This is a genomic window from Microcystis sp. Msp_OC_L_20101000_S702 (assembly GCF_007095705.1).
GTDB lineage: Bacteria > Cyanobacteriota > Cyanobacteriia > Cyanobacteriales > Microcystaceae > Microcystis > Microcystis ichthyoblabe_A.
The window spans coordinates 24,686-38,511 of record NZ_SFBO01000178.1; the positions used below are offsets into that span (position 1 = coordinate 24,686).

General features: G+C 41.9%; 13 protein-coding genes. 8 read left to right on the plus strand and 5 right to left on the minus strand.

The genetic code is table 11. The features are described from left to right. Nucleotides 1–74 precede the first annotated feature (74 nt). Complete coding sequence (locus EWV60_RS18840; RefSeq protein WP_016516797.1) at nt 75–329, minus strand: MoaD/ThiS family protein; 255 nt, start codon at nt 327–329, stop codon at nt 75–77. 19 nt (nt 330–348) lie between these two features. Beyond that, on the minus strand, nt 349–3,372 hold the full coding sequence (gene sbcC, locus EWV60_RS18845; protein ID WP_287234004.1) for an exonuclease subunit SbcC: 3,024 nt from the start codon (nt 3,370–3,372) through the stop codon (nt 349–351). Nucleotides 3,373–3,711: 339 nt separating this feature from the next. Between sbcC and EWV60_RS18850 the strand changes: the two genes are divergently transcribed. Further along, the gene (locus EWV60_RS18850) at nt 3,712–4,050 is read left to right on the plus strand and encodes a rhodanese-like domain-containing protein (protein WP_287234006.1); all 339 of its coding nucleotides are present in this window, start codon (nt 3,712–3,714) and stop codon (nt 4,048–4,050) included. Between the two features lie 157 nt (nt 4,051–4,207). Then, a complete protein-coding gene (gene hrcA / locus EWV60_RS18855) occupies nt 4,208–5,284 on the plus strand; it encodes a heat-inducible transcriptional repressor HrcA (RefSeq protein WP_287234008.1) in 1,077 nt (358 codons plus the stop codon). Here the strand turns inward: hrcA and EWV60_RS18860 are convergent. After that, the gene (locus EWV60_RS18860; protein ID WP_002735877.1) at nt 5,271–5,564 is read right to left on the minus strand and encodes a hypothetical protein; all 294 of its coding nucleotides are present in this window, start codon (nt 5,562–5,564) and stop codon (nt 5,271–5,273) included. The two genes, hrcA and EWV60_RS18860, sit on opposite strands and share 14 nt — an antisense overlap. Before the next feature lie 229 nt (nt 5,565–5,793). On the opposite strand from EWV60_RS18860, the gene menA reads away from it, so the two are divergent. The 4 genes from menA (at nt 5,794) to EWV60_RS18880 (ending at nt 10,763) form a co-directional block, all read left to right on the plus strand. Next, complete coding sequence (gene menA / locus EWV60_RS18865) at nt 5,794–6,702, plus strand: 2-carboxy-1,4-naphthoquinone phytyltransferase (RefSeq protein ID WP_287234011.1); 909 nt, start codon at nt 5,794–5,796, stop codon at nt 6,700–6,702. A 173-nt stretch (nt 6,703–6,875) separates the two neighbouring features. Further along, nucleotides 6,876–8,570, plus strand: a complete 1,695-nt coding sequence (locus EWV60_RS18870) for a helicase HerA domain-containing protein (RefSeq protein WP_002750369.1) — start codon at nt 6,876–6,878, stop codon at nt 8,568–8,570. A gap of 82 nt (nt 8,571–8,652) precedes the next feature. Beyond that, nucleotides 8,653–10,020, plus strand: coding sequence for a 23S rRNA (uracil(1939)-C(5))-methyltransferase RlmD (gene rlmD / locus EWV60_RS18875; protein WP_287234013.1), 1,368 nt, complete (start codon nt 8,653–8,655; stop codon nt 10,018–10,020). A 341-nt stretch (nt 10,021–10,361) separates the two neighbouring features. Next, nucleotides 10,362–10,763, plus strand: a complete 402-nt coding sequence (locus tag EWV60_RS18880) for an ATP-binding protein (RefSeq protein WP_002744122.1) — start codon at nt 10,362–10,364, stop codon at nt 10,761–10,763. On the opposite strand, the gene EWV60_RS18885 is transcribed toward EWV60_RS18880, so the two are convergent. After that, on the minus strand, nt 10,760–11,041 hold the full coding sequence (locus tag EWV60_RS18885) for a DUF6439 family protein (RefSeq protein WP_002735085.1): 282 nt from the start codon (nt 11,039–11,041) through the stop codon (nt 10,760–10,762). The two genes, EWV60_RS18880 and EWV60_RS18885, sit on opposite strands and share 4 nt — an antisense overlap. Nucleotides 11,042–11,113: 72 nt before the next feature. On the opposite strand from EWV60_RS18885, the gene EWV60_RS18890 reads away from it, so the two are divergent. Further along, nucleotides 11,114–11,515 (plus strand): sll0565 family protein, encoded by a 402-nt coding sequence (locus EWV60_RS18890; protein ID WP_002735395.1) that lies wholly within the window; start codon nt 11,114–11,116, stop codon nt 11,513–11,515. Between the two features lie 165 nt (nt 11,516–11,680). Here EWV60_RS18890 and EWV60_RS18895 read toward each other — a convergent pair whose 3' ends face one another. Next, entirely contained in the window at nt 11,681–13,237 is a 1,557-nt protein-coding gene (locus EWV60_RS18895; protein WP_287234015.1) for a M16 family metallopeptidase, read from the minus strand. A gap of 381 nt (nt 13,238–13,618) precedes the next feature. Between EWV60_RS18895 and EWV60_RS18900 the strand changes: the two genes are divergently transcribed. Then, nucleotides 13,619–13,826 (plus strand): hypothetical protein (locus tag EWV60_RS18900; protein WP_502705833.1); only part of this gene is annotated, 208 nt, incomplete at its 3' end.

Here is a 13,826-nt window from a genome sequence, read left to right on the forward strand (position 1 = left end):
GGACAATAACCTATCGGTGAAACCGTAGATTTTCTATCCGAATGCTTCGCCCGTACTTTTTCAGCAAACCCCATTTAGCCACCACTAACGGGGGGAATTAGAACTATCTCATCGCCATTTTCGAGGACTTTCTCTCCCGAAACAAACTGAAGATTAACTCCAAAACGAGTAACATTGCGCCATCTTTCTAATTGAGGATAGGGGGCTATAATATAGTTTAACACTTCTGTAAGGGAAGTGTGGGCAGGAAATTCGAGGTTTAATTGTGAAGTTTGATAGACTTCTTGATAAATAGCAAATAGTTTTACTGTTACCGTAATTTTTTCCATATTTATATCAATATTTTTCCTAGGATAATAACATCAATTGGGAACCCTGTTCGGTTTTGCGGACTTCGATGCGATGTTGAAAAGCTTCTTTAAATTGGGGCATATGAGTTACAGTCAAAATACAGGCAAAATCGGCGGATATAGCGTTAATTGCCGCAATTAAGCGATCGCATCCTTCCGCATCCTGAGTTCCGAATCCTTCGTCAACAATGAGCATTTGTAGAGCTGTTCCGGCTCTTTGTGCCAATAATCTCGCTAAAGCTAATCGAATCGAGAAATTAATCCGAAAAGCTTCCCCTCCTGAATAGGTTTCGTAGGGACGGGATCCCCGGGTATCACCAATAATAATGTCTAAAGTATCGATTAACTTTTCTCGCTGTTTCTTCGTACCTTTACCGCTTTTTTGGGTTAAAAACTGCACATGAAATTGATTACCAGTTAAGCGAGCTAAGATATGATTAGTTTGTGCTTCTAACTCTGGTAAAACATTCTCAATCATCAGAGTTTGTAAACCATTTTTGCCGAAAGCTAGGGCTAACTCTTTATGAACTCTATATTGTTTTTTAACTTTAGCTAAATCGCTCTCTTTTTCTGTCAGTTGTTTACCTAAAGTTTCCAGTTGATGTAACTTCTCCTCAACCCGACCTTTTTGGGAGAGCAATCCATCAATTATCTGTCTCCGCTGTTGAATATTAGTCGATAATGCGGCTATTTCTTGGCGATAGTCGGTCAAAGTACCAATCTTTTGAATAATATTTGCTAACTCCTGATTTATCTTTTGGTGATCCTCATTTCGCAGCTGTAATCTTTGCTCAATGTCAGCGATTTTAGCGGCTATTTCTGGATAAATTTTTTCCGCTTGTTGCCAGTCTTGATACTGTAATCTTACCCCCTGTAATTGTCGAATCAGATTTTGAATATTCTGATGTTCACTGCGATCATAATTTAAGTTTTGAATAAGCTTTTCTAAGCGTTCAATTTCCTGTTTAAGTGGGGAATTTTGACCTAGTTCTTGCTTCTCTTGTTCTAGTTTAGCTAATTGGTTAATTAAATTAGGTTTCTCAGCCTTGATATTAGATAAACGACGGTTTGCTTGCTTAAGTTCTGATTCTTGAATTTCTGCCCAACGCCATCTTTTTTCTTCTCCTCTGACTAAAGCATGACTTTGTTCATCATAATTTAATAAGGCGATTTCTTGATTGACAATTTGCAATTCTTGCTGTAATTCTAGGGCATAATTGCCACTGCGTAAAAGTGCTTCTAACTCCACAAGTATCTCCTCGGTTTTCTCTAGTTCTATTTCCTTTTCTTCAATAGTTTCTAACTTGACTTCCAACTGCACATATTTTTGTTGTAGATTCGATCTTGCTGGCAATTCTTGTTTAATTTGGGCTAATTCCTCGCGTAAACGTTTTAAATCTCGATCGCAGTCTGCCATCTGTTCCTGTAGGGACCAGATTTGCTCTTGAATTTGTTCTTGATGTTGATGGGTTTTTCTGATTACCTGATGACGGTGATGACTGTCTAAATTCTGTTCACACAAAGGACAAACCGAATCGGGAATATTCAATTTTTCCAATTTATCAGTTAACTCTAAAAGTTGTTCTTCATATCTTTTCTGTTGCTCCAATAAACTTTTTTTATCCACTTGTTTAACAGTTTCCTTTTCTTCCACTCGTTCACAATAGGTTTGTTTTTTATCTAGTTCCTTAATTCGCTTGGCTAAATTGAGAGCTTCCTCTCTTAGAAGCGGAATACGAGCGATTTCTGTCTCTAATTGTTGCCGATTTCTTTGCAGTTGTTCCCGACGAGCATTAATCCTGGCTTTTTCCCGTTCCAACTGCATATTTAGATCAGCTTTTCGGCTATTTAAAGGAGCATATTTTAAAGCTAATCTATCCAATTCCTGAAGACGTTGACGATGGTAATTTAACTTCTCTAATCCTGCTTGAATATCCCCCGCTTGCTCGATAATTTTTTGAGTTTCTTGTTCCTGTCTTCGCAATTCTTCTAAACGAGCGCTCGTTTGTTGGATGGGAAGGGTAAATTCGTTAATTTTTTGCTGTAATTTCTGTTCTAATTGTTGTTTATCATACTGGGCCTGTTGCCAAGCTTGCAATTGACTTGACAAACTTGCCTCTTTCTGGTCTAAATTGATTAGGCGCTCGTGTGCAGTAATAATGTCATTTTTGCGATGAAGAATAGTCCTTATTTGATTTAATTGATTGTCTAGACTAACTTTTTCCCGGTCTAATCTCTCGATTTCTGCTAATAAAGCTCGCTCCTGTTCTCGTTGCCACTGCAGCTGTTTTTCCCAATTCTGACGCTGATTTTCTTCCCCCTGTAGTTGCTGTAAACGCCGATTATTTACCTCTTGTTCTTGATTAATTTGGTTAATTTGGGTGCTTAACTCTTGCAGGTGTTCCTGATAAGAATTTTTCTCCTGAAGACGGAGTTTGATAGTTTCTACTTGCTGCTCGATCTGGAGGGATTGTCCATCAAATTGTTTCGATATCTCCTTGGCTTTATTAGCTAAAATTTCATAGCGATCGAGTTGTAATAATTCTGCTAAAATCTGTTTACGACCACTAGGAGGCTGTTTCATAAACTCGTCCGCTTGTCCCTGTCGTAAATAAGCAGAATTAATGAAAGTTTTATGGTCTATTTTTAGATAAGTATTAATCTGTGCTTGGGTATCTTTAATACTTTTACCCGATAAAGGACGAAAACTTTGATCATTAATCACCTGAAAATCTAAACTAGAAGCTTTTCCCCCCCGGTGACGACTACGGATAATTTTATAGATTTCTCCCCCATAACTAAACTCGAAATCTACCCGCGCATAATCGCTGCCCGCATGAATCACATCATCAGCAATCGAGACGCGACTTTCCCCCCAAATTACCCAAGTAATTGCTTCGAGTAAAGAGGATTTTCCCGCACCATTGGCACCACAAATACAGGCAGTATGTAATCCGCGAAAATCTAGCACTGCCTCGCGATAACTGAGAAAATTTTTTAGGGTTAATTGTAGGGGAATCATAAGCTGGGAAGTGGGGAAGTGGGGAAGTGGGGAGATGGGGAGAAAGGAGAGGGGAGAATGCAGTACAGATTAGAAATTAATCAGAGGACAAAAAACCGAGGACAAGATAGCTTCAGCGCAATACATCTGGGTGAATCTATTCGGTATCAATAACTCTCTCCTACAATAACCTCTAATCAAAGCTTAACTGAAATCCAGCCGGGGACAAATGCGCTTTTTTCTGTTCCTCAGAATTCTCCTCACCATTATCACAACCTAGGCACTGTTCACAGATAAACGCTCAGGGTCCCTCGATTTGCTACTCTAAAGGAAAGATAACCGATTCTTAAGACCAAATCTATGAGCATTCCCGAAATTAGCGTCCATGAACTAGCTCTCCGTTTAGCCGATCATGATCCTAATTTACAACTTATTGATGTGCGCGAACCGGAGGAAGTTGCGATCGCATTTGTAGCCAGTTTTACCATTTTACCCTTGAGTCAATACCAAGAATGGTCGCCCACTATTGCCACCCAATTCAACCCCCAAGCGGAAACCCTCGTTATCTGTCACCATGGCATGAGATCCCTGCAAATGTGCCAATGGCTACAAAGTCAGGGTTTTACTAATGTTAAGAATATTAACGGTGGCATCGATGATTATTCCCTCCTCGTCGATCCTAATATTCCCCGTTACTAATTTTTATAGCCCCCATCGGGAAAAGAGAGGGGTAAACTATCCCCTTTCTCCCCACGGAGGACTGACTAATGATTACTGATAACTGATAACTGATAACTGAATAAGCGTTATACTGTCTAGAAAAATGTTATAAATCTTTTGTTAAGATTATTCCCCTATGTCCGCTAGAACCCATCTCAGCGATCGCTATCAACATATCTTAAAGGCGACAATCCAACATTATATCGCCACAGCCGAACCGGTTGGCTCGAAAACTCTGCTAGAGGAGTACAAATTTACGGTTAGTTCCGCCACGATTCGCAATGCTCTCGGTAAACTAGAAAAAGAAGGTTTACTCTATCAACCCCACACTTCCTCCGGACGCATTCCCTCCGATTGGGGTTATCGTCTCTACGTCGATGAGTTAATGACTCCCGATGACCGTATCGGCGAAAAAATCGGCTATTATCTGCATAAAAACGCTAAATCTCCCGCTTGGAGTCTCGAAAGTCTGCTGCAACGGGCCACCCAATTTTTAGCCGGTTTAAGCGGTTATATCGCTATCGTTACCCTTCCCCACACCCTCACTAATACCCTGCGTCATCTGCAATTAATCCCTGTCTCGAACCGGCAGATCATGTTAATTATTGTTACAGATAGTTTACAAACACGCTCGGTTATGATAGAGATTCCTGAGTCTATGGCAACGGACAAGGAGGATGGATTAGCAGAAGAATTACAAATCCTCTCTAATTTTCTCGGGGAAAAATTAAAAGGTTATTGCTTGGCAGATTTAATTAACCTCGATTGGCAGCAAATCGAGCGAGAATTTACCCGTTATACCCATTTTCTCCGACAATTAAGCCAAGAAATCAGCGCTAGTCTCCAATCCACTGCCATCCCAGAGATTATCGTCCATGGTGTCGCTGAAGTCATTCGACAGCCAGAATTCGCCCAATGGCAACAAGTACAAATGTTACTGCATCTATTGGAAGCAGAACAGGATCGCCTTTTACCCCTGATTTTACAAAGACCAGAACTAGAAAAATCAGCTAAAAAAGTCAAAATCACCATTGGTTCCGAAAATCCTCTGGAATCCATGCGCCCTTGTACTCTTATCTCCGCTTTTTATAAACAGGGAGATACTCCCGTCGGTAGTGTCGGCATTATCGGACCGACGCGAATGTTATACGAAAATACCATTCCCCTAGTAGAATCCACCGCTAACTATCTCAGCGAGGCTATAAGTAAGTAGATATCCCCCGTAAAGGTTCGGGAATGGGACAATCGACAGTAAACTCTAAAATTGTCTCACCATCCCCCAAATAGCCAGAATTGGCAAAACAGAGCAACATCCGCACCAGCGCCACCCACACCTGTGCATCGAACTCCCAATCCTGTCCCCGACGCGCTCCACAGGCGATCGATTTTAGCGCCCAAAAATAACTATTTCTCACCACCGAACCGCCTTTTTTATAAACTGGCACATCCTCATGGTGAATATAAAGAATATCATCTTTAGCGATCGCTCTCATCGGTGGCTAGGAAAGTTATAGGAATTTTCAGCTTATCGTCTAGAGAATAACACCCTATAGGAAATTTTGGGCGCATCCCCTGCACTCCTACCATTTTTAATAACTTCTGTTTATCATCACAAATAGGAAATGCCGCCTTTCTAGTGGAGGCACAAAAAGCTATAATTCTACCTTAAACCCTCGTTTTTTATCCCTAGAGCGATCGAGTTTTCCTGATTATTATTCAGCTATGACCACCGATACTATCACCACTCCCTCACCCAAAAAACTCTGGTTAGCAGCCCTGAAACCACCAATGTATAGTGTGGCGATTATACCGATTATTTTGGGAACAGCGATCGCTTATCAGGAAACAGGTGGATTTTCCCTGCCGATTTTTGCCACTTTTATCCTCTCAGCTATTTTAATTCTCGCTTGGTTAAATCTCAGTAATGATGTTTTTGATGCCGATACTGGGATCGATGTTAATAAGGCACATTCGATCGTTAATTTAACTGGCAATAAATCTTTAATTTTCTGGCTAAGTAATCTTTTTCTATTAGTGGGTATTGCTGGTATTTTTGCTATTAGTTATTGGCGAGGCGATTGGATGATCCTAGAATTAATCGCCCTCTGCTGTTTTTTGGGCTATACCTATCAAGGTCCTCCCTTCCGTCTCGGTTATCAAGGATTAGGGGAAATTATCTGTTTTTTTACTTTTGGACCCTTGGCGATTGCGGCTGCCTACTATTCCCAAGTGGGTGCTTTTTCTCTCTCTAGTCTAGCAGCTTCAATTATTATCGGGATTACCACTTCTATCATCCTTTTTTGTTCCCATTTCCATCAAGTTGCCGATGATCTCAAAGCGGGTAAAAAATCACCTATTGCTCGTTTAGGTACTTTAAAAGGTTCTAAAGTTTTAACCGTAGTGACGGTTCTCGTTTATGTTTTAACGGTGGTTTTTGTGCTGCTGCAGGTTTATCCCCCTCTCACCCTCTTAATCTTCCTTAGTCTCCCTTTCGCTTGGCAATTAGTCCACCACGTTAACCAAAATCACGACCAACCTCAGCTAGTCAGTAACTGCAAGTTTATAGCGGTTAATCTTCACTTTTTTAGTGGCATTCTCTTCTCCCTTGGCTATTTCCTTGCTTCCCGTTGATCAACCCGATTTTTTTTCTTAAACCCCTTTATCAGTTATCAGTTATCAGTTTTGAGTTTTAAGTTCACTGATTACTGTTTACTGATCACTGATGACTGTCCCCGATCGAGTTTGCACCGATTAACGGAAAAGTGACAGAATAGGGAGATAGATCGCCACAAATCAAGGTTAGCATGAGTGAACAGCCCCTCGGATCGGTTATTCAAGGTTCCCTGAGTGAAGGTTTAGAAATCCGTCTTTATCCGGATATTTCGGTAGAAGATATGCGCGTCGGTAAGTTTTTGGTTGTGCAAGGCACTCGCTCGCGTTTTTTCTGTCTCCTCACCGATGTCTCCCTGGGTAACTCTAGTCCCCGGATTATCGCGAATCCTCCCCATCCCGATGATAGTTTTATGCGCGATGTTTTAGCGGGTAGCGGTACTTATGGTACTATTGAACTATCGCCTATGCTCATGTTTACTCCGACTGGAGGTAATTCCCCGGCAGTTTCCGACACTTCCTTAGGCTCTTTTCAACCCCAAACTAGCGCCGATTTAGAATTACTGCCAGTTAAAACTATTCCCGCGCATTTTAGCCAAGTTTATGAAGCTTGTGAGCAGGATTTTCGCATGGTTTTCGGTTGGGAAGATGATCCCACCAGAAAGAATTTTGCTATTGGTCAACCCCTTGACATGGACGTGCCAATATGTATTAATCTCGATCGCTTTGTGGAACGTAGTAACGGTGTTTTTGGCAAATCTGGGACGGGAAAATCCTTTTTAACTAGATTACTAATTTCGGGCATTATTCGCAAACAAGCAGGGGTTAACCTCATGTTTGATATGCACTCGGAATACGGTTGGGAAGCGATGAAAGAGGGGAAGGAGGTTTCTACGGTGAAAGGATTATGTCAATTATTCCCTGGACAGGTAGAAATTTATACCCTCGATCCCGATTCTACCAAACGCCGGGGAGTACGAGGAGCGCAGGAATTATTCTTAAGTTATAATCAAATTGAAATCGAAGATATTCGTTTAATCGGTCGGGAATTAGGCATCTCGGAAGCTAGTTTAGATAATGCCAATATTCTCTATAACGAGTATGGAGAATCTTGGATTACTCAGTTATTGAATATGAGTAACGAGGATATTAAAATCTTCTGTACGGAAAAACAAGGCCATGCGGGATCAATTATGTCCCTCCAGAGAAAATTAATGCGTCTAGATAGTTTGAAATATTTAAGAAGTGTTTGTCCTCACAATTATATCGATCAGGTGTTGCAAGCTTTAGATGCGGGTAAGCACGTTGTCATTGAATTTGGCTCCCAAAGTAATATGCTTTCCTATATGTTAGCCACCAATATGATCACCCGTCGGATTCATGCTAATTATGTTAAAAAAGCTGAATATTTTTTACAAACTAAAAACCCCGTTGATCGGCCGCAACAGTTAGTGATTACCATTGAAGAAGCTCATCGATTTCTTGATTCTGCTGTGGTACATCAAACTATCTTTGGAACCATCGCCAGGGAGATGCGAAAATACTTTGTTACTCTCTTAATTGTCGATCAAAGACCTTCAGGAATTGATAACGAAGTTATGTCTCAGGTAGGGACGAGAATCACCTGTTTATTAAACGATGAAAAGGACATCGAAGCCATATTTACTGGGGTTTCTGGAGGGGGAAGTTTGCGATCTGTTTTAGCGAAATTAGACTCAAAACAACAGGCTTTAGTTTTAGGTCATGCGGTCCCTATGCCGGTAGTAATTCGTACTCGCGCCTACGATCAAAAATTCTATACTGAAATAGGTGCGACCGACTGGCGAGAATTACCCGATGAGGAAGTTTTGGCGGCGGCCAAAATTGCCAAAGCTGATCTAGGATTTTAGAAAAATTGATTTTTGATTGTAGAATAGAGTTGGGTTATTTTTACTGAGAAGAAACCCTGGATGAAAACTGGTTTCCCTAACTATGCAACAAGGTGATTTAATCGAGATCGAGATTACCGACCTCAACCATACGGGCGAAGGTGTGGGAAAATACCGAGGACAGGTGATTTTTGTACCAGATACGGTTATTGGCGATCGCATTCAAACTCGCATCACCTATATCAAAAAAAGTCATGCGATCGGCAAACTACAAACTATTCTACAAGCATCTCCCCATCGTATCCGTCCCCGCTGCATCGTTGCCGATAAATGTGGTGGCTGTCAATGGCAACACATCGAGGATCAATTTCAGCTGCAGGTCAAAAAAGAGCAAGTACAAGAGGTATTAACCAGAATTGGCGGTTTTACCGATCCTTTGGTTTATCCTCCCCTCACTGGTAATTCTCCCCTCGCTTATCGCAATAAAGCTACCTATCCCCTCGGATTTTCCCCCACCGGCAATGTGCAAGCAGGTTATTATCGTCGCGGCAGCCATCATCTGATTAATCTCAATCAATGTCCGATTCAAGATCAGGCTTTAAATCCGTTTCTAGCAGAGATAAAACAGGATATTCAGGAGCAAGGCTGGTCAATTTATGATGAAAAGACCCATCAAGGACAATTACGCCATTTATCCCTAAGAATTGGCCGCCACACGGGAGAAATTTTATTAACCCTGATTAGTACCGATAATAATTTACAGGGAATTGAGACCCAAGCGCGGCAATGGCTGGCAAAATACGGCAATTTAGTCGGTGTAACCCTGAATTATAACCCCGATCGAGGTAATGCTATTTTTGGCACTCAGACCACAACTATTGCGGGAAGGGACTATATTAACGAAAAGTTCGCCGGATTAACCTATCAATTGGCTGCCGATACCTTTTTTCAGATTAATACAGAGGCTGCTGAAGCTTTATTGGCGCTTATTTGCCAGAAATTAGAGCTTAAAGGTGAAGAAATTCTTATTGATGCTTACTGTGGTATCGGTACTTTTACTTTACCCCTCGCTAAACGGGTTAAAGAGGTGATTGGACTAGAATCCTATAGCTTTTCCGTCGATCGAGCCAAGATTAACGCCCAATTAAATAATATTACCAACACAACCTTTATTTTAGGGGCTGTAGAAAAAACTTTACCGCAACTGACAGTTAAACCCGACATTATTCTACTCGATCCGCCCCGCAAAGGTTGCGATCGCTCTGTCCTTGATAGCCTGTTACAGCTGCAAAGTCAACGCATTGTTTATATCAGTTGTCAAAGTGCAACTTTAGCCAGAGACTTGCAATATCTCTGTCAAACAGGCGATTATCAACTGCTAGAAGTGCAAACCGCCGATTTCTTTCCCCAAACTCCCCACGTCGAATGCGCTGCTTTTCTTAGACAAAAAAACACAAATATGGTAGGATGAAATAAGGGGAAAAACCCGACCCTTTAGCCGTTTATGGTCGAAAAGTCAATGGGTAAGGATAATAGCATATTAAGCCCCGTTCCAGTTAACTACTTTTTTGATTAACTACTCGCTCAAAGCTGCCTTGATTCTCGATTGGTGTGTAGATCAATCATAAAAATATCTAATCAATCTCAGAGACAGAAAAGGGACAAAATATGACTCATTAGGTATGGCAATCATCTAGATCGACGGTTAAGAGACCTTAATCTTTCTGCAAGAGAACAGTCATTGAATAAAAGCTAGAGGTAAAGCGCGTGATTGCTATTTCACTGCCAACAAGCAAACGAAGCTGGAACACCATGAGTTTCGCTTCCACCTTGTATCTTTGTCCGATTTTAGATTTATTGACCGCTAGTATTCCCGAAGAATTAGAACCAGAAATTAGATTAGGATTGCAGGAAGCTTTAGTTAATGCCGCTAAACACGGCAATCATCTCGATCCCAGCAAAACCGTGGTTGTTCAATTTTCCAGCAGTAAAGACGAGTATTCTTGGGTAATTACCGACGAAGGTTGTGGATTTACGCCAGGTTGTCACCATCATGGCTGTAGTTGCGATTGCCCCAATTTTCCCCCTGAAGAAGCGGAAAATGGCCGAGGACTGTGTATGTTATATCAAATCTTCGACCAAGTTCACTGGAATCAAACAGGAACCCAACTGAAACTTTCTAAACAAATTAAACAGGAACGCTGGTTGAATTAATGACCATGACCGTGAGAAGGACAGGGAGGAGCAGAAATCGAGCGATCGAGCCAGCCTGTAGCCTGTTGTAGCCGAGGAAGTGCTTCTTCTGGCTGATTATCTAATAAAAACACCAAAGCCGTCCCCAATTGTTCAGCAGCCCGAGCATTACGATTGGCCTTCAGACGATGCCAGTCAATCGGTGCGATTGCCAAACGTTCCGCCAAAATCCGCGCCAATTCCAGGGTAGATAGATCATCAACAGTCTGAGAGGAGGAAGAGACAGGGGATGGAATCATAATCAAAAGGTTTCGTAAAACCGTAAAATCGTCTATAACTATAGTTTAGACGCAGGCAATCGGATCGAGTCCATGTCCTTAGAAGAAAACCCCTACCCTAACGATGAATCGGCAGAATTTACCGAAGCGATTGAAGAAGTCGAAGCGGCGATCGCATCACTAAAAGACCGTTATCGACAGATCAATGAAGCAGAACAGCAAAAAAAAGACCTAGAAGCACAATTTAGCCAAATAGAACCCCAATGGCGCGAAAATCCCCTACCTGAACTAGAAAAGGAATTAGTACAAATTCGCGAACAGATTCAAGAATTAGAGGTAATTTTAGAAAGCAATTTACTTAAAGAAGGGGAATTAAAGCGCCTATTCTGGGAAGGAATCCGTCGCGGACTGCTGGGGGAAGTTTTTTGGCAAATTGTCCGCTTTGGTGGTATTGGAGTCTTACTGGGTTGGATTCTGCGATCCTGCAGTGGGTGATGAACTGGTATCTAAATTACTTGTTAAGACGGCACTGGGGAGGAGAGAAGGTAGGTTTTTTCAAGGATCGGTAAACAGTAATCAGTGAAAAGACAGGAGAAAACTGCCATTTAATCATGCTCACTTAATACCGCTCACTGAAAAATCGCCTATCTCCCCATCTCTCTATTTCGGTAAAATTCGGCCAATAGTACGATTTTCCGGGGTAAAAGTCTCTTTAGCCACCCGTTGAATATCGGCTGCCGTGACAGCATTATAAGCATCTAATTGGGCGAATAAATTACGCCAATCGCCGGTTTTTACCTCGTATTCAATCAAGGATCGCGCCATGCCCATGTTAGAATCAAGACCTCTTAATAGGGCTGCCCGTAGTTGATTTTTAACCCGTTCTAATTCCTGTTCCGAAACCGGTTCATTTTTCAATCTTTCCAATTCCAAATTCAAACCCTGCGCTACTTCCTCTAGGCTGACATTAGGAGCGCTCAGAGCATAGAATAAGAGCAAATTCGGGTATTTATCCCCCGGAAAACCGTTAAATCCCTGGGCAGCGAGGGCAAGTTGTTTGTCCTCCACTAAAGCTTTATACAGTCGCGAGGTTCTTCCTTCACTCATTAAAGTGGCAATAACCTCGTAAACCGCATGATCGGGATGATTGAGGGCGGGACGATGGTATCCTTCTAAATACCAAGGCTGCGAGGCTAATTTTAGGGTAATTTCCTTTGTTTTGGTTTGGTTCGGTTCCACTACCGTCACCTGTGGGGGTTTCGGTTTAGCGGGAAAACGACCAAAATAAACCTTAGCTAACTGTTTGACCTGTTCTGGGTCTACATCCCCGGCGATAGCTATGGTTAAATTACTGGCAGGATAAAATTTATCGAAAAAGTTTTGGATATCTGAGGGTTCCAGATTGCGAATATCTCGATCGTAGCCGATAACGGGACGTTTGTAGGGATGGACAGTATAAGCTTGATCGAGAAAAGCTTCGATTAATAGACCCAAGGGGCTATTATCTGTCCGCATCCGTCTTTCTTCCAGAATTACGTCTTTTTCTTTGTAAAATTCCCGTTGGAACACCGGTTCTAAAAATCGTTCCGATTCCAAAGACATCCACAATTCCAATTTATTCGACGGGAAACTGTAAAAATAGCTAGTTGCATCGCTGGAAGTGGTGGCATTTAAACCGACTCCTCCCTGAGTTTCGACGATTTGCCCGTATTCGTTGCGTTGGACGAATTTCTCGGACTCTGCCTTAGTTTTTTGAAATTCTTCCGTTAATTTAGCCACTTCTGCGCTTTTACCCGCTTTTTTGGCCGCTTGCAGTTCTTTGTCTATAGCTTCAAGGCGATCGAGGACTTTTTTCTCGCTAAGATAATCGGTAGTACCGATGGTTTTTGTGCCTTTAAAGGCTAAATGTTCCAAAAAGTGGGCAACTCCTGTTTTACCGTCCGGTTCATCGGCACCTCCCACATCCGCGTAGGTGACAAAGGAAATAACCGGGGCATCGCGATTTTCTAGGATAATGAATTTTAGTCCGTTGTCGAGGCGAAATTCGGTAATTTTTTGTTGAAATTGCTTAAGGTAGGGGGTAATCGATTGTACATCGGCTGGTTGCTCTTTCGCTTGGGCAAGAAGGGGTGAGAAACTCCCAAAACTCCAAAACACAAGGAAAGCCACCCAAAAGCCGATTACAGCCCGATAATGGGGGTTATTTTTAATGATCATAGATAGTTTTATCAGGTATCGTGGGAGCGAGAGATCGATCGCTCTGTTCGATCTTAGCAGTCGATTGTTAGGAGAGGGGGAGTGGGAATTATGAATTATGAATTATAAATTATGAATTATGAATTGGGAAGTGGGGAAGTGGGGAAGTGGGGTGTGGGAATTGTGAATTATGAATTATAAATTATGAATTGGGAAGTGGGGAAGTGGGGAAGTGGGGAAGTGGGGAAGTGGCAATGAGGGCTTTTCAGTAAACAGTAAACAGTTAAGCTAAGACGCATTTAAACCGCTTATTCTTAGATTAGCCGAACCTCCCCCAATCCCTTTACTGTTGCCTTTTGCCTCTTGCCTTTTGCCTCGTCTCAACAAGCAATTTAAATTACGATGGGAATAATATCCCAATCGATCGGAGGGCGCAAGCTTTGCGCCCCTACAGTAACGGATTTTGTCCACAATGTAGGGGCGAACTGCGTTCGCCCAAAAGGGCTCTTCGTTACCCTTTATGCTAAATCAACAGACAAGATGCCAAGACAACATACTTCTAACCCAAAAATTCCGAAAGTTTCTAAAGCCATAGCCTCTCCGTTTTATT